Origin of the sequence: Thiocystis minor, assembly GCF_016653465.1 — a bacterium.
GTDB classification, from domain to species: Bacteria; Pseudomonadota; Gammaproteobacteria; order Chromatiales; family Chromatiaceae; genus Chromatium; species Chromatium minus.
Map to the genome: position 1 here is coordinate 87,796 of NZ_NHSQ01000157.1, position 22,613 is coordinate 110,408.

The following is a 22,613-nucleotide window of genomic DNA, read 5'->3' on the forward strand; positions in this document are numbered from 1 at the left end:
CAAGCCAAGTTCGTTATTGGTTCGATGCATGGCTTTCGAGTCGGTCATGGATTTCGCGGCGCAGACAGGCCAGGGCCGTTTCGCAGGTGATGGGGGCGTCGTCTCCGCTGGTGATGAAAAAAACATCGTCCACCTCGGCGCCGACGGTGGCGATCTTGGCGTTCTGAAGCCGGATGCCGCAGCTTTGGAAGACCGCGCCAACCTCGGCCAGGAGTCCCGGGCGGTCGAGCGTATTGAGGCGCATGATGGTCCGACGATTGGGCTCGTCGGCGGCAAAGCTGATGCGGGTTTCGATCGGGAAATGGCGATGACGACGCGGGATAGAGCGCGCCACCTTGATGCTGGCACCAGTCTGTTCGACGATGTCGGAGGCCAGGGTCGAACGGATTTCCTCCATGCGCAAGGGGTCGTCCACGGGCATGCAGTCTTGATCCAGAACCTGATAGCTGTTGATCGCCATCCGGTCGTCCGTGGTCATGACGCGCGCATCCATGACGCTCAATCCCATCTGATCCAGCAGCGCGGTGGTGCGCGCGAAGAGATTGGCGCGGTCGCGCGTGTAGATGAAGATTTCGGTCACGCCGCGAACCGTCACCGGACGGATGACCACCAGGGGTAACTGCGAGGGATCGGCGGCTAGGATCTGCCGGGTCTGCCAAGCGATTTCGTCCGGGGAATTGTGCAGGAAGAAATCCAGGCTGAATTTGATCCAGAGTCGATTGCAGGCACTGGGATCGCCGCCGTAACGCGCGACCAGCCGCATGGCTTCGGCCTGCTTTTGCGTAATGAGTTCGTCCTGGGCTTGGGGGTTGTCCAGTCCGCGCAGAAGCGCACGCCGGGTGCCATGATAGAGCTCGCGCAACAGGGCGTCCATCCAGCTATTCCAGCGTTCCGGATTGGTCGCGCGGGCATCGGCGACGGTGAGCAGATAGAGATAGTCGAGCCGGGTGGGATCGCCGATGAGTTCGGCGAACGCCTGAATGACTTCAGGATCGTTGATGTCCTTGCGCTGTGCGGTCATGGACATGACGAGGTGTTGCTCCACCATCCAGGCGACCAGCCGAGTGTCGAATTCGCCCAAGCCATGCAGCCGGCAGAATTCCCGGGCGTCGCGGGCGCCCAGGGTGGAATGATCGCCGCCCCGACCCTTGGCGATATCGTGAAAGAGACCGGCGAGATAGAGCAGTTCGAGCTTGGGGATACGGCGTCCGACGGCGCTGCACAGGGGAAATTCGTCGTCGTATTTGGGGGTGGTAAAACGCCGCAGGTTGCGCAGCAGCATCATGGTGTGCTCGTCGACCGTATAGACGTGCAGCAGGTCGTATTGCATGCGACCGACGATGTTGGCAAAGGCGGGAATATAGGCCGCGAGGACGCCATAACGATTCATGCGGCGGATGGCGTGCGTGACGCCGGCGGACTCGCGCAGGATTTCCATGAAGAGGCTGCGGGCGCGCAGGTCGGCGCGAAAGTCGTCGTCGATGCGGTGGCGGTTCTCGCGGATCAGGCGGATGGTGCTGGCGCGCACCCCCTGCAGTTCGGGGCGGATCTGGAGCAGATGGAAGACTTCCAGGAGCGCGAACGGATAGAGCCGGAAGACGCTGGGAGAAGTGACTTCCAGGTAACCGCTGCGCGACTGGAAGCGTTTGTTGATCGGGACCGGCGGGCCGATGTCGTCGTGCAGCAGGATGGCCTCGCGAAACAACTGGAGCAGCATTTCGTTGAGCCGGTTGAGTTCCTGAACCGCGCGGTAATACTGCTGCATGAACTGCTCGACGGCGAGGTTGTTGTCGCCGTCGCTAAAGCCGAACTGCCGGGCCAGCGTGCGTTGGTAATCGAACAGGAGCCGATCCTCGCGCCGTCCGTTCAATTGGTGCAGGGCGAAACGAATCCGCCACAACAGCGTCTGGCCGTCGATCAGTGCCTGATATTCGGACTCTGTGAGAAAACCATGGCCCACTAGGTCGTGCAGCGTTTCGGCGGCGAAATGCCGCTTGGCGACCCAGCCGATCATCTGGATGTCGCGCAGTCCGCCGGGGTTTTCCTTGATATTGGGTTCCAGGTTATAGGCGGTGCCGCCGTATTTGTGCCAGCGGGCGCGCTGCTCCAGGGTTTTGGCGGCGAAGAAACGTTCACTGTTCCAGAGCCGATCCGGCGCGGTCGCCTCGCGCATTCGCGGGTAGAGTGTCGCGTTACCGCAGAGCCAGCGTGCCTCCAGCAGATTGGTCATCACGGTGACGTCGCCCGTGGCCTCGCGCACGCAGTCGTCGACGGTGCGCACGCTATGCCCGACTTCCAGTCCGATATCCCAGAGGAAGGTCACCAGCCCTTCCAGCGGATCGGCCAGGCGGGAGTCCGCCCCCGGTTCGATCAGGACCATGATGTCGACATCCGAGGCGGGTTGCAGCTCCTGTCGACCGTAACCGCCCACGGCGATCAAAGCGGCTTCCTCGGTGTCGCCCAAGAAGTTGATCCAGGCTTCACGCAGGACCGCGTCGATCAGTTGGCTGCGTTCAAGGACCAGTTCGGCGATCGGCGTGCCCTGGTCGAACTTGCGATAGAGCGCTTGTCGGTCGGCCTTGAGCCTTCCCTTATAGATGGCGATCGGGTTGATGGCCGGTGGGGCGCATGCCCCGCGTTCGCCGGCGAGCGGTATTGGGCGACTGGCGCTGTCGCTCGGTTGCGGCGAGTGGCTCATGCGCGGGACGGGTCTTCGCGCTCCTCCGCGCGCAGAGTCAGGATTTCATATCCATCCGGGGTCACGAGCACGGTATGTTCCCACTGCGCCGAAAGGCTGCGATCCTTGGTGATCACGGTCCACCCATCCGGCAGCACCTTGATAAAGCGTTTGCCGGCGTTGACCATGGGTTCCACCGTGAAACACATTCCGGGTCGCAGCCGGAGCCCCTCGCCGGGTTTGCCGTAGTGCAGAACCTGGGGTTCTTCATGGAATTCGCGGCCAATGCCATGACCGCAATATTCGCGCACCACCGAATAGCCATGGGATTCGACGAACCGCTGAATCGCATGACCGATGTCGCCGAGCGTGGCGTCGGGACGAACGGCGGAGATTCCGATCCGCATGGCCTGCTGGGTGACGGTGACCAGACGGCGGGCGAGCACCGAGGGCTCGCCCACGAAAAACATCTTGCTGGTATCGCCGTGATAGCCATCCTTGATGACGGTGATGTCGACATTGACCACGTCGCCCTTTTTCAGGCGCTTGCCTCCAGGGATGCCATGACAGACCTGATGGTTGACCGAGGTGCAGATCGACTTGGGGAAACCGCGGTAGTTCAGGGGCGCGGGAATCGCGCCTTGGACCTCGGTGATATAGCGGTGGCAGAGAAGATCCAGGGCGTCGGTCGTGATGCCGGGCTGGACATGAGACTCGATCATGTCGAGGACATCGGCCGCCAGCCGGCCCGCGACGCGCATCTTTTCGATCGCCTCTGGCGTCTTGATCTGCACACTCATCGTACTATTGGAGGCGTCCACGCTGAAGTTGTAGGTCTCTCGTCGGAAAACCAGGACAATTGCCCGTATCGAGCGAGCTATGGTATAAAACGCGGCGCGCTGCCGCAATCGACAACCCAGCTCAGAACATGAAATGGGGTCCGTGGCGGAAGCGCCAAGCGGAAAACCCGAGTTTTTCGCTTTATTTTTATTGTCCACACACGTGTCGACACATGCGGCTGGGTGCCTGGGGATTCGCTCCGGGTTGTCGCGTGGGACGCGTGGAGGTCCAACCCAATTCAGAGGAAGCAAGACTGTGAGCAACGTGACCATGCGCCAGATGCTGGAGGCCGGTGTCCATTTCGGCCACCAGACCCGCTACTGGAACCCCAAGATGAGTGCCTTCATTTTCGGGCACCGCAACAAAATCCATATCGTCAACCTGGAAAAGACGCTGCCCCTGTATCAGGATGCCGTCAATTTCATGGGGACGCTTGCCGCCAATGGCGGCAAGATCCTGTTCGTCGGCACCAAGCGCGCGGCGCGCGATGCGATTCGCGACGAGGCGGCGCGCTGTGGCATGCCGTTCGTCAATCATCGCTGGCTGGGCGGCATGTTGACCAACTTCAAGACCATCCGCCAGTCCGTGAAGCGGCTGAAGGATCTTGAGGTCATGTTCGAGAGCGGCACCATCGAGCGCTTCAACAAGAAGGAAGCCCTGGGCCTGTCGCGCGAACGCGTCAAGCTTGAGCAGAGCCTGGGCGGCATCAAGAACATGGACGGCCTGCCCGATGCCATGTTCGTCATCGACGTGGGTCACGAGAAGATCGCCGTGACCGAAGCCAACAAGCTCGGCATCCCGGTCATCGGCGTGGTCGATACCAACAACGACCCCAGCAATGTCGACTACGTGATCCCCGGCAACGACGATGCCATCCGGGCCGTGCAGCTGTATATCGCCGGCGCCGCGGATGCCATTCTCGACGGTCGCGGCACGGCGGCGGCGATGGTCGGTCGCGACGAGACGTATCTCGACCCGGCGTCCGGCCGGGAAGCGACGCCGGCCACCGAGGCGCAGTAATCCCCTGCGGCGCGGCGGAGGCACGGCTTCCGCGCGCCGCCCCTGGTGGATTCCTGGCATGCTCTCGCACGCGGGGATTCCGTCTCAGATCAATTTCGAAATACGCCCGTCGCGGGGCGGAGGTAGTTTAGACATGGCGATTTCAGCCGCAATGGTCAAGGAACTGCGCGAACGCACCGGCGTTGGCATGATGGAGTGCAAGACCGCACTCGTCGAAGCGAATGGCGACATCGAGGCCGCGATCGAAGCGATGCGCAAATCCGGCCAGGCACGGGCCGCGAAAAAATCCGGTCGCACCGCGGCCGAGGGCGTGGTCGTGATCCAGATCGCCGAGAATCGCAGGCACGGCGTCATGGTCGAGATCAACTGCGAGACCGATTTCGTGGGCAAGGACGCGGGTTTCCAGTCCTTCGCCGAGGCCGTCGCCGCCACGGCGCTGGCCAGCCCGGTCAAGGATGCCGCCGAACTGGCCGTGCAGCCGCTGATCGGCGATCCATCGATCACTGTCGACGCGGCGCGCGAGGCGCTGATCGCCAAGATCGGCGAGAATATTCAGGTGCGTCGTCTGCTCCGCTTCGATGGCGTCGAGGGTGCGTTGTACAGCTACCGTCATGGCGTGCGGATCGGCGTGGTCGTGGCCTTGGAGGGTGGCGACGAGTCGCTCGGTCGCGACATCGCGATGCACGTCGCGGCGAGCAACCCGCTGTGCCTCAGCGCCGAGCAAGTGCCGGCGGAGACCCTTGCGAAAGAAAAGGAAATCTTCAAGGCGCAGTCGCTCGACAGCGGCAAGCCCGAGGCGATCGTCGACAAGATGATCGAAGGGCGCATGCGCAAGTATCTTGAGGAAGTCACTTTGCTCGGACAGCCGTTCGTCAAGGATCCGGAACAATCCGTCGAGAAGCTGTTGAAGAAAGCTGGCGCGCGGGTGCTGGCCTTCTCGCGGGTCGAGGTGGGCGAGGGGATCGAGAAAAAGACCGAGAACTTCGCCGAAGAGGTGATGGCCCAGGTTCGCGGTAGCTGAGCCGTCGCGGTCTCCTGCTTCCTTTCACGATCAAGTCGCGCCGAGGTCCACGTCCATGTCGAGTCCAGTCTATCGACGCATCCTGCTCAAGCTCAGCGGCGAGGCGCTGATGGGTTCGGGCACGGAGGGGATCGATCCGGATATCCTCGAACGCTATGCGCGTGAGGTGCGCGACTTGGCCGCGACGGGGTTGCAGGTGGCATTAGTCATCGGCGGGGGCAATCTTTTTCGCGGCGCGGGTCTTGCCGCCAGAGGCATGGATCGGGTGACCGGCGACCACATGGGCATGCTGGCCACCGTCATGAACGCGCTGGCGATGCGGGATGTGCTGGAGCGGCTCGCGGTCGAGACGCGCGTGATGTCGGCCCTGAAGATTGCTCAGGTCTGCGAGGACTATGATCGCCGCCGTGCCATGCGCCATCTCGACCAGGGGCGCGTCACCCTCTTCGCGGCGGGAACTGGAAACCCCTTTTTCACCACGGACTCGGCGGCCAGCCTGCGGGCGATCGAGATTGGGGCCGATCTGCTGATCAAGGCCACGAAGGTCGACGGCATCTATTCGGCCGACCCCATCCAGGATCCGTCCGCGACCTTCTACCGCCGGATCAGCTACGATCAGGTGCTCCATGAGGGCTTGACGGTGATGGATACCACGGCCATCGTCTTGTGCCGGGACCATGGAATGCCCTTGCGTGTCATCAATATCAACGAACCAGGCGCCTTGCAGCGATTGATCCGCGGCGAAGAGATCGGGTCGCTGGTCGTCAGCGGGAACTAACATGATCGACGATATCAAGAAAGACGCGGCGGACCGCATGGGCAAGAGTGTCGAGTCGCTCTCCCATGAACTCGCCAAGATTCGTACCGGGCGCGCCCATCCGTCGCTGCTCGACCATATCATGGTCTCCTATTACGGCTCGGAGATGCCGATCCGGCAGGTCGCCAACGTCAATGCCGAGGATGCGCGCACCCTCGCCGTGGTGCCCTGGGAAAAGAACATGGTGCAGGCCATCGAAAAGGCCATCATGCAGTCGGACCTGGGCCTCAATCCCAATACCGCCGGAACCGTCATCCGCGTTCCCATGCCGGCCCTGACCGAGGAGCGGCGGCGGGATCTGATCAAGGTCGCCCGCAACGAGGCGGAACAGGCGCGCGTGGCGGTGCGCAACATCCGTCGCGATGCCAATCATGAACTCAAGGAACTGGTCAAGGAAAAGATGATCTCCGAGGATGACGAGCGGCGCGGGCAGGAGATTGTGCAGAAACTGACCGATCAGTACATCAAGGATGTCGATACGGTGCTGGCGGAGAAAGAGCAAGATCTGATGTCGATTTAAGACCGCTTGGCCGATCCGATTCAGACCCTCGTGAATACCGTAACGCCCGCCGTTCTTGCCATTGATCCGCACCGTTCCGTCCCCCGGCATGTCGCGATCATCATGGATGGCAACGGCCGCTGGGCCAAGCTGCGCGGTCGTCCTCGCACCGCCGGTCATCGCGAGGGCGTCAAGAGCGTGCGCGCGGTGGTCGAGGAATGCGTACGCCGCGGCATCGACACCCTGACGCTCTTCGCTTTCAGCAGCGAGAACTGGCAGCGCCCGCGTGCCGAGGTCAACATTCTCATGGAGCTGTTCATGACCGCCCTGCGCGGCGAAGTCAAACGCCTGAACGAGAATGATGTGCGCCTGCGCATCATCGGCGAGCGAGGCGCCTTTTCCGAGAAACTTCAGCGTCGCATCCGCGACGCTGAGACGCAGACCGCGAACAACACCACCCTCAACCTGCAGGTGGCCGCCAACTATGGCGGGCGCTGGGATATCGCTCAGGCCGCGCGCCGACTGGCCGAGGAGGTGCGGGCCGGACGCCTGGATCCGGACGCGATCGATGAAGATGCCCTTGCGCGCCGATTGTCCTTTCCCGATCTCCCCGAGCCCGATCTCTTCATCCGCACCGGCGGAGAACAGCGTCTGAGCAATTTCGTGCTCTGGCAGTCGGCCTATGCCGAGCTGTATTTCACCGATATCCTCTGGCCGGATTTCAATGAAGCGGCATTCGGTCATGCGCTGGACGACTTCTCGCGTCGGCAGCGTCGTTTCGGTCACACCGGCGAGCAGATCGAAACCTGGAGCGCGATGGGTGCCTATGAGCGAACTGAATAGCACCCTGCGGGCGGCCAGCAGTCTGCAGCGCCGCACCTTCACCGCGTTCCTGCTGGGACCGCTGGTCATCGCCGTCATCCTGTGGTTGCCAACCCCCGCGTTTGCCCTGTTCTTCACCGTGGCGCTCCTGCTCGCGGCCTGGGAGTGGTGCGCGCTGGCCGGTCTTCGCCAGACCCCGCCTCGGGTCGCCTATCTGGCCGTCATGGCGGCCTGCATGGGCCTGTTCTGGGTGCGGCCCGATTGGTCGCTCTGGTTGTTCGGCGTCAGTCTCCTGTTCTGGACCATCCAGGCAATCCGGCTGTCGCGCGTGCGTCGGATCGAACCGGTCGCGGGATTTCAGCCGCGGCTGTTGCCGATCGGTCTGCTGGTCCTGGTGGCACCCTGGGCGGCCTTGGTCGAGCTGCATCGCGTTCCCGAACTCGGACCCGGTCTGGTGCTGTTCCTGATGATCCTGATCTGGACCGCCGATTCCATGGCCTATTTTGTCGGGCGTCGCTGGGGTCGGGCCAAGCTCGCGCCCGTGGTGAGTCCTGGCAAGACGCGCGTTGGCGTCTACGGGGCTATCCTTGGGGCCATGATCTGCGGTCTGGCCTTTTCCTGGTTCCAGTCGCTCGGCGTTCCCGAGACGCTTCGGATTCTGGCGATCTGTGGCCTGTCGGCCTTGATGTCGGTCGTTGGGGATCTGTACGAGAGTCTCCTGAAACGCCGTCGCGGGGTGAAGGATTCCAGTCATCTGTTGCCCGGTCATGGCGGTCTGCTCGACCGCATCGACAGCCTGACCGCGGCGGCCCCCTTCTTTGCCCTGGGCATGGCCTGGGTCATCACTTGACCGGAGTAGCATGGTGAAAGGCGTAACCGTACTGGGTTCGACAGGCTCCGTGGGCGTGAGTACGCTCGATGTGCTGGCACGGCACTCGGATCGTTTTCGGGCCGTGGCCTTGACCGCGCATCGGGATGCCGAGCGCATGGCCGAGCAGTGTCGCCTGCATTGTCCCGAGGTTGCCGTGATGGTGGATCCGGACGCGGCCGCGCGGCTGCGGGATCTGCTGGCGGACATGCCGAAGCGCCCGGAGATTCTCTCCGGCGTCGAGGGGCTTGAACAGGTCTCGGCGATGCCTAGCGCGGATTACGTGATGGCGGCGATCGTCGGCGCGGCCGGCCTGCGTCCGACGCTTGCGGCGGCGCGCGCGGGCAAGCGGGTGATGCTGGCCAATAAGGAGTCGCTGGTGGTCGCCGGTGCCCTGCTGATGCAGGCCGTGGCCGAGAGCGGCGCCGAACTGCTGCCCATCGACAGCGAACATAACGCCATCTTTCAGTGCCTGCCGCCCAATTTCAGTACCGGACTCGCGGCGGTGGGCGTGGAGCGTATCCTGCTCACCGCCTCGGGCGGACCGCTGCGCGACTGGCCGATCGAGCGCCTGGCCGCCGTCACTCCGGAGCAGGCCTGCGCCCATCCGACCTGGGTCATGGGCCGCAAGATTTCGGTCGATTCCGCCACTATGATGAACAAGGGACTGGAGGTCATCGAGGCCTGCTGGCTGTTCGGGACCGATACCGACCACATCCAGGTCGTGGTGCACCCGCAGAGCGTGATTCATTCGCTCGTCCAGTACCAGGACGGTTCGGTGCTGGCGCAACTCGGGAACCCGGATATGCGCACGCCCATCGCGCATGCGCTGGCCTGGCCGGAGCGACTCGCGTCGGGCGTCGCCCCGCTCGATCTGTTCGCGGTCGGTCGTCTCGATTTTCAGGCGCCCGATCTGCTGCGTTTCCCCTGTCTCGCGCTGGCCTTTCAGGCGGCCCGCCATGGCGGGATTGCGCCGGCCGTCCTGAATGCCGCCAACGAGATCGCGGTGGCGGCATTCCTTGATGGGCGCATCGATCTGCCGGGTATTGCGGCGGTGGTGGGCGAGACGCTGGACGCGCTGCCCGACGAAAGGGTTGAGGGCCAGGGGGTCGAGTTTCTGCTGGATGTCGACCGTCGCGCCCGCGAGTGCGCGGAACAATTGGTGCGAACGCGGGTCATCTAAAAGCGATGGAAATTCTCTTTACAATCGCTTCCTTCATCGTGGCGCTGGCGATTTTGATCGCGGTCCACGAATTCGGGCATTTTTGGGTCGCCCGCCGGGTGGGCGTCAAGGTGCTGCGGTTTTCGATCGGTTTCGGAACACCGCTGCTGCGCTGGCAGAGTCGGCGCGACGAGACCGAGTATGTCCTCGCCGCGATTCCGCTCGGCGGCTACGTCACAATGCTTGACGAACGCGAGGAGGAGGTTCCCGAGAACCAGTTGGATCGGGCCTTCAATCGCCAACCCTTGTGGAAGCGGTCGGCCATCGTCGTCGCGGGTCCGCTGTTCAATCTGCTGTTCGCCATCCTGGCCTACTGGGCCATCTTCAGCGTCGGCGATACCGGCCTAAAGCCCGTCATCGGCGTGGTTGCGCCGCAATCGATCGCCGCCGAGTCGGGGTTCCAGTCCGGCGACGAACTGCTCCTGATCGGCAACCGCCCCGCGCGCAGTTGGGAGACGGCTGTTTTCGCCTTCGCGGTCGAGGCGATGGAGGGGCAGGATCTGCTCATCAGGGTGCGTGACGCGAGCGGCCAGACACGCGAGCGCTGGATCCCCGAGCAGGCGCTTGCCGGTTTGGCCGAGGAACCCGATCTATTGGGTCGACTCGGTTTGGAGGCACGTCGTCCTCGCCTGCCCCCGATCATCGGGGAACTCGTGCCCGGAGAACCGGCCCAGCGCGCCGGGCTTGAGGTTGGCGACCGTCTGGTCGCCGCCGACGGCAGCCCGATCGATGTCTGGCAGGATTGGGTGACCCTGGTGCGCGAGCGCGCGGGCCAGCGCATTTTAGTTGAAGTCGAGCGCGGCGATGGCTCGCTTCAGGAGCTCTCGATCACCCCGCAATCGACGGAGATCGATGGCAAGGCGGTCGGACGGATTGGGGCTGGCGTCCTGGTGCCCGATGGCGTGATGGACGACTACCGTGTCCTGGTGCGTTACGGGCCGGTCGAGGCCTTGGGACAGGCGGTCGGCAAGACCCTGGACATGAGCGTGATGATGCTGCGGGTCATGGGTCGCATGTTGGTTGGCGATGCCTCGGTGCGCAATCTCAGCGGCCCGATCACTATCGCGGAAGTCGCGGGGCAAACCGCGAGTTCCGGTCTCCTTGCCTTCGTGAAATTCCTGGCCGTGGTCAGCATCAGCCTGGGTGTCTTGAATCTGCTGCCGATCCCCGTGCTCGATGGCGGCCACCTGTTTTATTTTCTGATCGAGTGGATCAAAGGCAGTCCCGTGTCCGAACAGGTCCAGCTTCAGGGACAAAAGGTCGGCTTTATCCTGCTCGCGGCGCTGATGTCGCTCGCCTTCTACGCGGACATCTCCCGGCTATTGGGCTAAGCCCTGTTGTTCCCTTATACTACTGCCCCTTGGATGCCGACTGCGTGGCAGATTTCGGCCTGATCGAGGGGAACCCGTCTTGCGCGCAATAGCTCAGATTTTTCGCGGTGGTGTCAGGCAATGGTTGTTGCTGCCCATCGTTCTGGTTTCAATGCACCAGCCCGCCGCTGCCGCGGTCTTCCAGGTATCCGATATTCGGGTCGAGGGACTCCAGCGGATCGCGCCCGGCACTGTCTTCAACTATCTCCCGGTTCAGGTCGGCGATACCGTTGGCGAGGACGTCACCGGCGGGATCATTCGTGCACTCTACAAGACCGGATTCTTCGACGATGTGCGTGTCGAACGCGATGGCAGCGTGCTGGTGCTGTGGGTCCGCGAACGCCCCGCGATCGCCGAGATCAAGATTACCGGAAACAAGGATATCGAAACCGAGGCACTTAGCAATGCACTGGCGGATATCGGGCTCAAGGAAGGGCGGGTTTTCAATCGTTCGGTCCTCGATCGGATCGAGCAGGAACTGGAACGTCAGTATTTCGCGCGCGGGAAATACGGCGTACTCATCCAGTCCACGGTTTCCCCCCTCGAGCGCAATCGGGTTGCCGTCAATATCGAAGTGATCGAGGGACTCACCGCCCGAATCAAGCAGATCAATCTGATCGGCAATCAAGCGTTCACGACGAAGGAACTGAGCAAGCAGTTCGAACTTGGACCGACCAGTTGGAATTCGTTCTACTCCAAAAACGATCAGTATTCGAAGCAAAAACTTGCGGGGGATCTGGAAACCCTGCGCTCGTTTTATCTGGATCGCGGCTACATCAAATTCGACATCAAGTCGACCCAGGTCTCGATCAGCGCCGACCGGAAAGAGATCTATATCACGGTGGTCATCGAGGAAGGCGTGCCCTTTACCATCAGCGATATCAAACTCGCCGGCGAGCCATCCGTCCCCGCGGCCCAGTTGTTTCCGCTGATCCACCTCAAGCGCGGCGACTTTTTTTCGCGCAAGGCGACGACTGAGAGCGCCGAGCGTATCTCAGGCCTGCTCGGCGATGAGGGCTATGCCTTCGCGAATGTGAATACGGTCCCGGAAATCGACGAGTCGGCCAAGACAGTCGCCGTGACCTTTTTCGTCGATTCCGGAAAGCGTGTCTATGTGCGCAGGGTCAACATGAAAGGCAATACGCGCACCCGCGACGAGGTGTTGCGACGAGAGATGCGCCAACTGGAAACCGCGTGGTTTTCGGCCGAATTGGTGCGTAAATCGCGTGAACGACTCCAGCGTCTGGGCTATTTCGACGATGTTTCCATTGAAACGCCAGCAGTCCCAGGCTCGGCGGACCAAGTCGACGTCGACGTTTCAGTCAAGGAAAAGCCGGCTGGAAATCTTGCGGCCGGCGTTGGTTTTTCTCAGTCGCAGGGCATCCTCCTGAATGCCAGCGTGACGCAAAATAATTTTCTGGGCACCGGAAAGCGTGTGTCGATGGCCTTGAATACCAGCTCGGCCACCCGTCTTTATCAGCTTGGCTATGTCAATCCCTACTACACCATCGACGGCATCAGTCGTGGGTTTAACCTGTCGTATCGCGAAACCGATTTCGATGAGTTGATCGGTGCCGATTATTCGGCCAATGTGGGTGTGGCAGGAATGAACTTTGGTTTGCCAATCTCGGATACGAGTCGCGCCGGGCTCGGCTTTCGCTATCAATACACGGATTTCACCGCCGGGTTTTCAGAGATTGCACAGGAGTTCGTCGAGCAGAACGGAAATACGTTCAACGATTTCTTTCTCTCCGCGAATTACACGAATGATTCCCGCGATACAGCGATCTTTCCGACCCGCGGTGGATTACGAACCGTCTTTGCCGAGGTCGCGGTTCCAGGCAGCGATCTTCAATACTACAAGATCAATTATCAGGAACAGCGTTACGTCCCGTTGACATCGCGCTTTATCTTTTCGCTAAGTGGCGATGTCGCCTATGGCGACGGCTATGGCGATACCGACTACCTGCCGTTTTTCGAAAATTTCTACGCTGGCGGGCCACGTTCAGTGCGCGGCTGGGTTGCCAATTCACTTGGGCCACGTGAAATCGGCACTGACGATCCTGTCGGCGGCAACCTGAAATTGGCCGGCAGCGTCGAGTTGTTTGCGCCCGCTCCAATTGGAGGGGATTTCGAAAAAACGCTGCGACTTGGGCTCTTCCTCGACTTCGGAACGGTCTGGATGATGGACGAGACGGATCTCCTGACCTCGACCGGATTTGACTTGGGCGATCTGCGCTATTCGACCGGTCTTTCCGCGACTTGGCTGTCCCCCGTGGGTGCGCTTTCGATTAGTTTTGCGTATCCACTCAATGAAGAGGACGGCGACGATACCCAGGTGTTTCAGTTTGGATTCGGGCAAACCTTCTGAAAAATGGGGTCGCGCGTGAAAATTCGAGTCGTCTCTACCTTGCTCGTGTTGACGGGTTTTGTGTATCAAGCGAGCGCTGCTCCCGATTATCGCATTGCCGTCGTGGATCCGAATCGGGTGGTCGAACAGTCCCCTCAGTACGAAGCCGCGCGCGATTCATTGCAACGCGAGGTCGAGGACCGCGAACGCGCCCTGCGTGATCAGCAGGAGCAGATCTCGTCCTTGCAGAGTAAGCTCGAACGCGATGGCGCCTTGATGAGCGAAAGCGAAATTCAGCGCCTGCAAAATGATATTCGCAGCCGGAGTCGTAAACTGAAGTACGCTCGCGATGAATTTCAGGAAGATTTTGCGTTACGCCAAAATGAGCTGCGGGCCAAGCTTGGTCGTCAGGTGAAAGAAGTGATCGTCGAGTTGGCCAAGGAGCAGAAGATCGACTTGATTATCAGCGAAGGACTTGTCTACTCCGATCCTCGCATCGATATCTCCGATCTTGTCATCGAGCGCTTGAAACAAGAATTTAAACCGCGCCAAGACTGATTCGCGTTGCTTCGAGTGAAACGGCTTCGCCGTTCGCGAGCGCCGATCAATGATGCGCGGTTTCATTCAGATGACCTTGAAGCGCTGGACCGGACGCCCATCGATCTGACCGTTTGGAGACCTAAACCCATGGAGATCCGCCTCGGAGAACTCTCTGCTCGACTGGGCGTGACCTTGTTGGGCGACGGCAATACCAAGGTATCCCGCGTGGCTGAATTGACGAATGCGGATGCCAGTTGTCTCGCTTTTCTCGGCGACTCCAAATACCGTCGGCATCTTGAAACCACGGCCGCGGGTGCGGTGATCTTGTCGGAAGCCGACGCGGACTCCATGCCGATGCCGGTCTTGCTGAGCGACAATCCCTATTTGACCTTTGCCAGGGCGGCGCGAATTCTTCACCCTGATTCGCCGGTCATTGGGGGCAGGCATCCGAGTGCGGCGATCCATCCCGATGCACAGGTCGACCCAACCGCCTGGATCGGTCCACTGGTCGTCCTGGAGGCCGGTGTTGTGGTCGGCCCGCGGGTGTTTATCGGGCCGGGCTGCATTCTTGGCGAAGGAGTTCGAGTCGACGAGGAGAGTCGTTTGATTGCCCGGGTAACGCTGTGCGCCGGTGCCCTGGTGGGCAAACGGGCGCTCCTACATCCCGGCGCGGTGATCGGTCGTGAAGGCTTCGGTTTCGCACGCGACGGCGAGCGCTGGATCCGCATTCCGCAGGTCGGACGAGCGGTGTTGGGCGACGATGTCGAAATCGGTGCCAATACCGCGGTCGACCGTGGCACGCTCGGCGATACGGTGATCGGGAACGGCGTCAAACTGGATAATCACATTCAGATCGGACACAACGTCGAAATTGGCGACCATACCGCCATCGCGGCGAATACAGGGGTCTCCGGTTCGACGCGAATCGGCCGCAATTGCACCATTGCCGGAGCCGTGGGGATCGCTGGACACCTGGAGATCGGTGACAACGTGCACTTCACCGGCATGGCCATGGTCACCCGCTCCTTCCCCGAGCCTGGCTCCTACAGCAGCGGAATACCGGCGATGCCAAGCGCGGAATGGCGACGCAACGTGGCGCGTTTCAGGCACCTTGACGACCTGACGCGCCGATTGAAACATCTTGAGTCAGTAATCGAAACGATGAAAAAAACAACTGAGCGGGGGAATTCCTAATGGATGGATCGCATCCTGTGCCGACCGAACTCGATCAGCAGTCTGGTCGCTCGGAGGACGTCGTGAGCACAATGGACATCCACAAGGTGCTGAGTCTCCTGCCGCACCGCTATCCCTTCCTGTTGGTCGATAAAGTGATCGATTACAAGATCAACGATTATCTGATCGCGGTTAAAAACGTCTCGTACAACGAACCCTGTTTCACAGGGCATTTCCCGGTGCGCCCGGTCATGCCTGGGGTTCTCATTATCGAGGCCATGGCGCAGGCGACCGGTCTCCTGGCCATGGCGTCACGCCCGGAAGAGGTCGGCGACAAACTCTATTATTTCGTCGGAATCGATAAGGCCCGCTTCAAACGCCCCGTCGAACCTGGCGATCAGCTGATCATGGAAGTCAAACTCGGGCCAGTGCGCCGGGGGATCTGGAAGTTTGACGCCGAGGCGCGGGTCAACAACCACATTGTCGCGACCGCCGAAATCATGTGTACCGCACGAGATTTTACCGCTTGATCCATCCCACCGCGGTCATCGACGCCGGGGCCGAATTGGACTCCGAGGTCGAGGTCGGTCCCTTTGCCGTGATTGGCGCGGGCGTCCAGATCGGTTCAGGAACTCGCATCGGGCCGCATGCGGTGCTGCGCGGGCCGCTGCGGATCGGCCGCGATAACCGGATCTTCCAGTTCGCCTCCATTGGCGAGGATCCGCAGGACAAGAAATATGGCGGCGAGCCGACCTGGCTTGAGATCGGCGACCGCAATCAGGTGCGCGAGTTCGTCACCCTGCATCGCGGAACCGTTCAGGATCAGGGCGTCACGCGCATCGGCGACGACAATCTCTTCATGGCCTATACCCATGTGGCGCACGATTGCCGTATCGGCAATCAGGTGATCATGGCCAATGCCGCCTCGCTGGGGGGGCATGTCGAGATTCAGGACTGGGCGATCCTCGGCGGTTTTACCATCGTCCATCAATTTTGCCGGATCGGCACCCATGGTTTTTGTGCCATGGGTTCGGTGTTGAACAAAAACGTGCCCCCCTATGTCGTGGTCGGAGGGCATCCCGCCGAACCGCGCGGGATCAATTCGGAGGGGTTACGCCGACGCGGTTTCCCGACGGAGAGCATCCAGGCCATCAAACGCGCCTATCGGACCCTGTATATGGCCAATCTGAAACGCGACGAGGCGCTTGCGCGGATTCGCGAGATGGCTGAAACGACCCCGCAACTCGCCGTGCTGGTGGACTTTATCGCCGACAGCCAACGCAGTCTGGTGCGTTAATCCGACAAGCGTGGTCAGCGACCAGCCGCCAGCCGTTGTTTTGCCAATCGAGCCGCAAAGGCGCAAAGGACGCTAAGAAAACAATGGCTTGCAATACACACTACAGTCACCCCTTCGGTGAATGCAGTCATCGAGGCAAGACAATGAGATATTTAGTGTTCTTTGCGTTCTTTGCGGTTCGACTGCGCTTTTTAGGTGAACGGACCCGATGAAAACGACAGGATCTGCATTGACGGTAGGGATCGTGGCCAACGAGCCCTCCGGCGATCTGCTCGGGGCCGCGCTCGTTCGAGAGCTTCGCGAGTTGATCCCCGATGCCCGCTTTGTCGGCGTGGCCGGGCCACGGATGCAGGAGGCCGGCTGCGAGACCCTGTTTGCGATGGAGCGTCTGTCGGTGATGGGGTTGACGGAGGTGCTCGGACATCTGCGCGAACTGCTCGGGTTGCGGGCCGATCTGAGGCGCTATTTTCTCGCCCATCGGCCGGCGGTCTTCATCGGCGTCGACGCGCCGGATTTCAATCTGGGCCTGGAGCGACGCTTGCGCGAGGCGGGCATCAAGACCGTGCATCTCGTCAGCCCGACCGTCTGGGCCTGGCGTCCCGGCCGGGTCAAGGGGATTCGTCGCGCGGTCGATCTGATGCTCAGCGTCTTTCCCTTCGAGGAGACCTTCCTGAGACAGCATGGCGTGCCGGCGACCTATGTCGGGCACCCACTGGCCGACGAGATCCCGCTGAAGGTCGATCGGGACGCCGCGCGCGCCCGGCTTGGACTCCCGCCGAACTCCCCGGTCATTGCGCTCCTGCCCGGCAGTCGCGTGGGCGAGATGCAGCGTCTGGCGGCGCCTTTCATCGACGCGGCCCGCTTGTGCCTGACCGCGCGACCGGATCTGCGCTTCGTGGTCCCTTTGGTCACTGCCAGTCTGCGGGCGCGGTTCGAGGCCGAACTGGCGCGGCGGGCGCCCGGACTTCCGGTTATCCTGATGGATGGACGCAGCCGCGACGCCATCGCCGCCGCCGATTGCGTTCTCACCGCCTCGGGGACGGCAACCCTGGAGACGCTGCTGCTCAAACGGCCGATGGTAGTTGCCTATCGCATCCATCCGCTCACCTATCGCCTGGTCAAGCAATTCGATCTGATCAAGGTGCCGTATATCGCGATGGCCAATCTGCTGGCGGGGCGCGCGCTGGCGCCGGAGTTCATTCAAGATCGCTGCCGCGCCGAACTGCTGGCGCCCGCGTTGCTGGATTTTCTCGACGATCCCGAGCGCGTGGCCGGGATCCAGGACGACTATGGACGCATCCATCGCGAATTGCGCCGCCAGGCAGCCCGTGAGGCAGCCCGCGCCATCCTTTGGCTCATCGGACAGCAGACAGCATGAGCGAATCGGTCATCCTGGTCGCGGGGGTCGACGAGGCGGGACGCGGTCCACTGGCGGGACCGGTCAGCGCCGCCGCCGTGATCCTGGATCCCGCACGCCCGATCGTCGGGATCAACGATTCGAAAAAACTCAGCGCGTCGCGGCGCGCCATCCTGGATCGGGAGATTCGCGAGCGCTCGCTCGCTTGGGCGGTTGCCTGGGCGACGGTCGAGGAAATCGACCGGATCAATATCCTTCAGGCCTCGCTGCTTGCCATGCAGCGTGCGGTGGCCGCGCTCGCGATCCAGCCCCAACGCATTTTAGTGGATGGCAATCGTTGTCCTGAGTTTGGCCTTGAAGCGCAAGCCATCATTGGCGGCGACGGTCTGATTCCAGCCATCGGCGCGGCCTCCATTCTCGCGAAGGTCGCACGCGATCGCTTGATGGAGCACATGGACCTGGATTTTCCAGGCTATGGTTTCGCGCTTCACAAAGGCTACCCCACCCGAGTCCATCTCGCGGCCTTGCGGACGCTTGGGGTCTGTCCTCATCATCGCCGCAGCTTCGGGCCAGTACGGACCTTGATCGAGTCCAATTAAACGGCTTTCCCGCATGAAAGCGTTTTCTGCGGAGCGACTTGGTCGCCTGTTGGATCAATGGTTACGGGCACCGATGAAATATGCAAACGTTACGCGTCTTGCTGCCCAGATTCGTCAAGCGTAGCATTCGTCAGCTATCGATCGAATCTGCTGGTTTGTTCATGGTGTTGAGAAACCCGGACAGGCTATGTTTTAAAGCGTGAAATGATCGATGTCGGAACATTTGTCGCGGACTCCTCCAAACCGATGGCTGACGCCATCCTTGATTGGGGGATTGCGCACGTTGAGTTGTGTTGTGTCAGCGGAGGGAAATGAGAGTGAAAAAAATCGTAAAGTCCGCCATTCTTGGCTTACCTGTGGCGCTGCTCCTGGCTGGCTGTGGCAAATATGCATCAGTTAGCTATGAGAAGGAGATTAAGCCGATCATCGATAAACATTGCGTCGAATGTCACCTGAATGGCGGACAGGGGCATGTTGCCAGCGGTTTTTTGATAGAGTCCTACGATTCGCTGATGAAAGGCACGAAATTCGGCCCCGTGGTGGTCGCGGGCGATCCGCTCTCCAGCAGCCTCTATCGTCTCGTCGCTGGAGAGGTGGATAAATCGATCCAGATGCCGCATGGCAAGGATCCCATCAGTGACAAGGAGATCGAGACGATTGAGCGATGGATCGCGCAAGGCGCCAAGAATAACTGATTGGCCGATTCGCGCCTGGTGTCGGGTTCATTCGGCCAGGCGCCATGCATCCTCTGCGTACTTGAGTCAAGTGCCGCCATGGCATGACCGCATCCTTGCGCGGGGCTTGACTCGATGACCGGATCGCTCGCACGGCGTCCGCTCTCGCGAACATGACCCATCTCCGGATTCTCCTGTCTATTCGAAGCCTTGGGCTCGGGCATGAATGTTCCCGGAAACCGCCCAAGACCGGGAAGATTATCCATGCACCACCCGGAACACCACGGCACGACAGAGGCGGAACTCGATCCAAGTGTCCAGGATACCGGCAAACAGATTGCCGCCATCCTGGAGGATGGTGGAATCGTTACCCATGAGCAGTTGACTCATGCCCGTCGTGTTCTCGGCAAGCTCAGGGACGATCATTCCCTGACGCAGGTACTGCAGGAGTTGGGGTATCTCGATGCCCGGCAACTGCGGCAGTCTCTGCGCGAGAATCGCCAGATTGTCCCTTTGGGCAACCTGCTGGTGGAATTGGGGTATCTCAAACCGCTTGAGCTCAGGGCGGCACTCGACGCGCAGCAGGATCCGGAATTTCAGGGGAAGCGGCTGGGCGAAATTCTGCTTGAAAAACGCCTCATCCAGGAACATCAACTGATCGAGGTACTGGCGGACCAACTGGGTTTTCTGCATGAGGAGCCCAGTTTTACCGACATCGATCACGATCTGCTGTACCAGGTCACTCCCGATTGGTGCCGACGTTTCCAGGCGGTTCCCATGCGCCGGAAGGACGAGACGGTACAGGTCGCCTTTCGCAATCCATTGGACTCCTTCGCCAGACAGGCGGCGGAGGGCGCCTTTGGCGAGGTTGTCGCGGTCATCAGTACCCGTCGCGCGGTCGAGGAGACCAGCGCCGCCTACGAGAACAGCCGCCAGCATAAGCGGCAGCGTCCGGCGGAGGCGAACGAGGCCGATGCCGCCAGCGTGGTCGATCGGCTGATCGTGGACGCGTTGGAGTTGGGCGCCAGCGATATCCATCTCGAACCCATGCGCCAGCAGTTGCGCGTGCGCCTGCGTCACGACGGCATCCTCATGTTGCACAAGGAACTGGATCGGGCGATTGCGCCGATTATCAGCAGTCGTCTGAAGGTTCTTTGCAAGGCCGATATCGCCGAGAAGCGTCGCCATCAGGGCGGCGGTTTTCGTTTCGACGATCCCCAGAGCGGTCGCCGCAGCGACGTGCGTGCCTCCTTTTATGCCACCATCTTCGGCGAAAAAATCGTGCTGCGGTTGCTCAGCCGTAAGGCGGAGTTGCTGGACATCAAGGAGGTCGGTCTGGCACCGCGCATGTTGGAGCGCTTCATCGACGATGCGCTGGAGGTTCCCAGCGGCGTCATCCTGATCACCGGCCCCACGGGTTCCGGCAAGACCACGACGCTCTATGGCTGCGTCAACTATCTCAACGACATGGAGCGCAGCATCATCACCGCCGAGGATCCGGTGGAATATGTCATCGACGGCATTGCCCAGTGCAATCTGAACCCCAAGATCAATCTCACCTTCGAGGAAACCCTGCGGCATATGGTCCGCCAGGATCCGGACGTGATCGTACTGGGCGAGATCCGCGATCAGTTTTCGGCGGAATCGGCCATTCAGGCGGCCCTGACGGGGCACAAGGTGTTGACCACCTTCCATACCGAGGACAGCATCGGCGGTCTGTTGCGACTGATGAACATGCAGATCGAGACCTTTCTGATCTCCTCCACCGTGGTCTCGGTGCTGGCCCAGCGCCTGTTGCGTCATGTCTGCGAACATTGCGCCGAGCCCTATCGTCCGAATGCCAACGAATTGCATCGGCTGGGCTGTCAGCAGAGCGACTTGGCCGGCGCCAATTTTCGGCAAGGACGCGGCTGTCGCGAATGCCACTACACAGGCTATGCCGGGCGGGTCGGCGTGTTCGAACTGCTGGTGCTGAACGAAATGGTCAAGGACGCCATTCTCAACAAGCGAACCTCATCGGAGATCCGGCGGATCAGCATCGAGACCTCGGGGCTGATTACGCTTTTGGAGGATGGCCTGGCCAAGGCCGCCGCGGGTGCGACGAGTCTGCATGAAGTGCTGCGTCATCTACCGCGGTTGGGACGGCCGCGACCGCTGCGTGAAATCCTGCGCTTGGTCGGCGAGACGCCGGTGCGATGATGCGAGGCTCGATTCGTCTCCCTGCCACACGCCCGGCTGACACGAGGTACCCGTGAGCGAGAAGTCACTCAAGGATCTGATCGAGGAACGTTTCGAGACCGACAGTCTGCAACTGCCGGTGTTCAATCCGGTCGCGCTGGAACTGCAAAAACTCAATCAATCCGACACCGTTTCCATGAACCAGATCGCGAACCTGATCATTAAAGATCAGTCGCTGGTCAGCCATCTGCTACGTCTCGCGAATTCCTCCTTTTATGGCGGGCTGAAACAGGTGGAGACAGTCAGCGCGGCCGTGGTGCGGTTGGGGACGAATCGGGTCACCAGTCTGGCGATGCTGGCGTCTCTGTTACTGGTGAGCAAGGCGCACGTCAAGGCCGTCAGCGCCTGTCTGCCGGCACTCTGGAGTCGCACCTTCGTCTGCGCCACCGGCGGACGCTGGCTGGCAGAGCAGATGGGGTACAAGTCTCTGGCCGAGGAAGCGTTTCTGGCCGGGCTGCTGCACGATATCGGCGAGCTGTTTTTGCTCAAGGTACTGGAACGCCTGGCGGCGGATCGCAGCCATCCATTGCCGCTCACGGAGTCGCTGGTGAGCGAGATTCTGGGGGCCATGCACCAGGAGATGGGCTATCGGCTGATGGTCAAATGGGAGCTGCCGAATCGCTACGCACGAATCGCTCGCGATCATCATGCGCAGGAGTTCGACGAAAACGACGCACTCCTGGTCATCACCCGTTTGCTGGATCTCGTCTGTCACAAGCTCGGCATCGGTCAGGCGGCCGATCCCGACATCGTGCTGGCGGCCACTCCGGAGGCCCAGGCATTGGGCCTCAAGGAGATCAAGCTGGCTCAGTTGGAGATCCTGCTGGAGGACGCGATCGCCGAGGCGAACGGGCTCTTTTGAGGCACGGAGCGTGGCGGATCTTTCCAACGTAACATTCCGCCGGCGAGTCGCCGGATCATTCAGACATACAAAGGCGCCATCCGCCGCCAGTGATGCCCCTGATGGGCGCGCCCATCCCATTCGTGCAGGGTGTGCCAAACGCCCTTGTCCCACAGCAGACGGCTGAGATAGCGGTTATTGTCGAGGAAGGGGTCTTGATTGCCGATCACGAGCACGATGTCCAGCCGCCGTAGCGCCGCCCAGCAATTCTAAATTTGCCCCCGCTTCCCGCCCGCGCGGCGTGCGGGTGGTGGCCGCGCTGGCTCAAGTGCCTCCAGCATGAAATCGAACAGGTGCTCCCAGGAATCGAAGGGCAGGTACTGGGTCA

The 22,613-nt window shown here is 61.2% G+C and carries 21 protein-coding genes; 18 read left to right on the top strand and 3 right to left on the bottom strand.

Annotated elements, in window-relative coordinates:
* Positions 1 to 13: 13 nt before the first annotated feature.
* Together glnD and map are read right to left on the bottom strand one after the other, a co-directional pair.
* Positions 14 to 2,698, bottom strand: coding sequence for a [protein-PII] uridylyltransferase (glnD, locus tag CCR95_RS21325; protein WP_201098242.1), 2,685 nt, complete (start codon positions 2,696 to 2,698; stop codon positions 14 to 16).
* On the bottom strand, positions 2,695 to 3,477 hold the full coding sequence (map, locus tag CCR95_RS21330) for a type I methionyl aminopeptidase (RefSeq protein ID WP_201098244.1): 783 nt from the start codon (positions 3,475 to 3,477) through the stop codon (positions 2,695 to 2,697). The genes glnD and map overlap by 4 nt, the downstream gene beginning before the upstream one ends.
* 310 nt (positions 3,478 to 3,787) lie before the next feature.
* On the opposite strand from map, the gene rpsB reads away from it, so the two are divergent.
* From rpsB to CCR95_RS21420, 18 genes are all read left to right on the top strand, one after another.
* Positions 3,788 to 4,537, top strand: coding sequence for a 30S ribosomal protein S2 (rpsB, locus tag CCR95_RS21335; protein ID WP_201098246.1), 750 nt, complete (start codon positions 3,788 to 3,790; stop codon positions 4,535 to 4,537).
* A 133-nt stretch (positions 4,538 to 4,670) separates the two neighbouring features.
* Positions 4,671 to 5,558, top strand: coding sequence for a translation elongation factor Ts (gene tsf, locus CCR95_RS21340; RefSeq protein ID WP_201098248.1), 888 nt, complete (start codon positions 4,671 to 4,673; stop codon positions 5,556 to 5,558).
* 55 nt (positions 5,559 to 5,613) lie between these two features.
* Entirely contained in the window at positions 5,614 to 6,336 is a 723-nt protein-coding gene (pyrH, locus tag CCR95_RS21345; protein WP_201098250.1) for a UMP kinase, read from the top strand.
* 1 nt (position 6,337) lies between these two features.
* Positions 6,338 to 6,895, top strand: a complete 558-nt coding sequence (gene frr, locus CCR95_RS21350; RefSeq protein ID WP_014779100.1) for a ribosome recycling factor — start codon at positions 6,338 to 6,340, stop codon at positions 6,893 to 6,895.
* Positions 6,896 to 6,955: 60 nt separating this feature from the next.
* Positions 6,956 to 7,717: an isoprenyl transferase gene (locus tag CCR95_RS21355; RefSeq protein WP_338115468.1), complete on the top strand. Its 762-nt coding sequence runs from the start codon at positions 6,956 to 6,958 to the stop codon at positions 7,715 to 7,717.
* Positions 7,701 to 8,546: a phosphatidate cytidylyltransferase gene (locus CCR95_RS21360; RefSeq protein WP_201098252.1), complete on the top strand. Its 846-nt coding sequence runs from the start codon at positions 7,701 to 7,703 to the stop codon at positions 8,544 to 8,546. The genes CCR95_RS21355 and CCR95_RS21360 overlap by 17 nt, the downstream gene beginning before the upstream one ends.
* 10 nt (positions 8,547 to 8,556) lie before the next feature.
* Positions 8,557 to 9,747, top strand: coding sequence for a 1-deoxy-D-xylulose-5-phosphate reductoisomerase (gene ispC, locus CCR95_RS21365; protein ID WP_207188708.1), 1,191 nt, complete (start codon positions 8,557 to 8,559; stop codon positions 9,745 to 9,747).
* A gap of 5 nt (positions 9,748 to 9,752) precedes the next feature.
* Complete coding sequence (gene rseP, locus CCR95_RS21370) at positions 9,753 to 11,117, top strand: RIP metalloprotease RseP (protein ID WP_201098254.1); 1,365 nt, start codon at positions 9,753 to 9,755, stop codon at positions 11,115 to 11,117.
* Positions 11,118 to 11,196: 79 nt separating this feature from the next.
* Positions 11,197 to 13,527 carry an outer membrane protein assembly factor BamA gene (gene bamA / locus CCR95_RS21375; RefSeq protein ID WP_201098256.1) on the top strand — a complete coding sequence of 777 codons (2,331 nt, stop codon included), beginning with the start codon at positions 11,197 to 11,199 and terminating at the stop codon, positions 13,525 to 13,527.
* A gap of 21 nt (positions 13,528 to 13,548) precedes the next feature.
* Positions 13,549 to 14,064 carry an OmpH/Skp family outer membrane protein gene (locus CCR95_RS21380; RefSeq protein ID WP_420825684.1) on the top strand — a complete coding sequence of 172 codons (516 nt, stop codon included), beginning with the start codon at positions 13,549 to 13,551 and terminating at the stop codon, positions 14,062 to 14,064.
* Between the two features lie 129 nt (positions 14,065 to 14,193).
* A complete protein-coding gene (lpxD, locus tag CCR95_RS21385) occupies positions 14,194 to 15,240 on the top strand; it encodes a UDP-3-O-(3-hydroxymyristoyl)glucosamine N-acyltransferase (protein ID WP_201098258.1) in 1,047 nt (348 codons plus the stop codon).
* A complete protein-coding gene (fabZ, locus tag CCR95_RS21390; protein ID WP_201098260.1) occupies positions 15,240 to 15,749 on the top strand; it encodes a 3-hydroxyacyl-ACP dehydratase FabZ in 510 nt (169 codons plus the stop codon). Before lpxD ends, fabZ begins: the two co-directional genes overlap by 1 nt.
* Entirely contained in the window at positions 15,746 to 16,516 is a 771-nt protein-coding gene (gene lpxA, locus CCR95_RS21395) for an acyl-ACP--UDP-N-acetylglucosamine O-acyltransferase (RefSeq protein WP_201098262.1), read from the top strand. The genes fabZ and lpxA overlap by 4 nt, the downstream gene beginning before the upstream one ends.
* A 208-nt stretch (positions 16,517 to 16,724) precedes the next feature.
* The gene (lpxB, locus tag CCR95_RS21400; protein WP_201098263.1) at positions 16,725 to 17,894 is read left to right on the top strand and encodes a lipid-A-disaccharide synthase; all 1,170 of its coding nucleotides are present in this window, start codon (positions 16,725 to 16,727) and stop codon (positions 17,892 to 17,894) included.
* Positions 17,891 to 18,472, top strand: a complete 582-nt coding sequence (gene rnhB / locus CCR95_RS21405; RefSeq protein ID WP_201098265.1) for a ribonuclease HII — start codon at positions 17,891 to 17,893, stop codon at positions 18,470 to 18,472. The genes lpxB and rnhB overlap by 4 nt, the downstream gene beginning before the upstream one ends.
* A 311-nt stretch (positions 18,473 to 18,783) precedes the next feature.
* Positions 18,784 to 19,167 carry a c-type cytochrome domain-containing protein gene (locus CCR95_RS21410; protein WP_207188709.1) on the top strand — a complete coding sequence of 128 codons (384 nt, stop codon included), beginning with the start codon at positions 18,784 to 18,786 and terminating at the stop codon, positions 19,165 to 19,167.
* Between the two features lie 243 nt (positions 19,168 to 19,410).
* Positions 19,411 to 21,345, top strand: coding sequence for a GspE/PulE family protein (locus CCR95_RS21415; protein ID WP_201098269.1), 1,935 nt, complete (start codon positions 19,411 to 19,413; stop codon positions 21,343 to 21,345).
* A 52-nt stretch (positions 21,346 to 21,397) separates the two neighbouring features.
* Complete coding sequence (locus CCR95_RS21420) at positions 21,398 to 22,246, top strand: HDOD domain-containing protein (protein WP_201098271.1); 849 nt, start codon at positions 21,398 to 21,400, stop codon at positions 22,244 to 22,246.
* A 59-nt stretch (positions 22,247 to 22,305) separates the two neighbouring features.
* Here the strand turns inward: CCR95_RS21420 and CCR95_RS21425 are convergent, their stop codons facing one another.
* Positions 22,306 to 22,455, bottom strand: coding sequence for a hypothetical protein (locus tag CCR95_RS21425; RefSeq protein WP_242523405.1), 150 nt, complete (start codon positions 22,453 to 22,455; stop codon positions 22,306 to 22,308).
* Between the last annotated feature and the right edge of the window lie 158 nt (positions 22,456 to 22,613).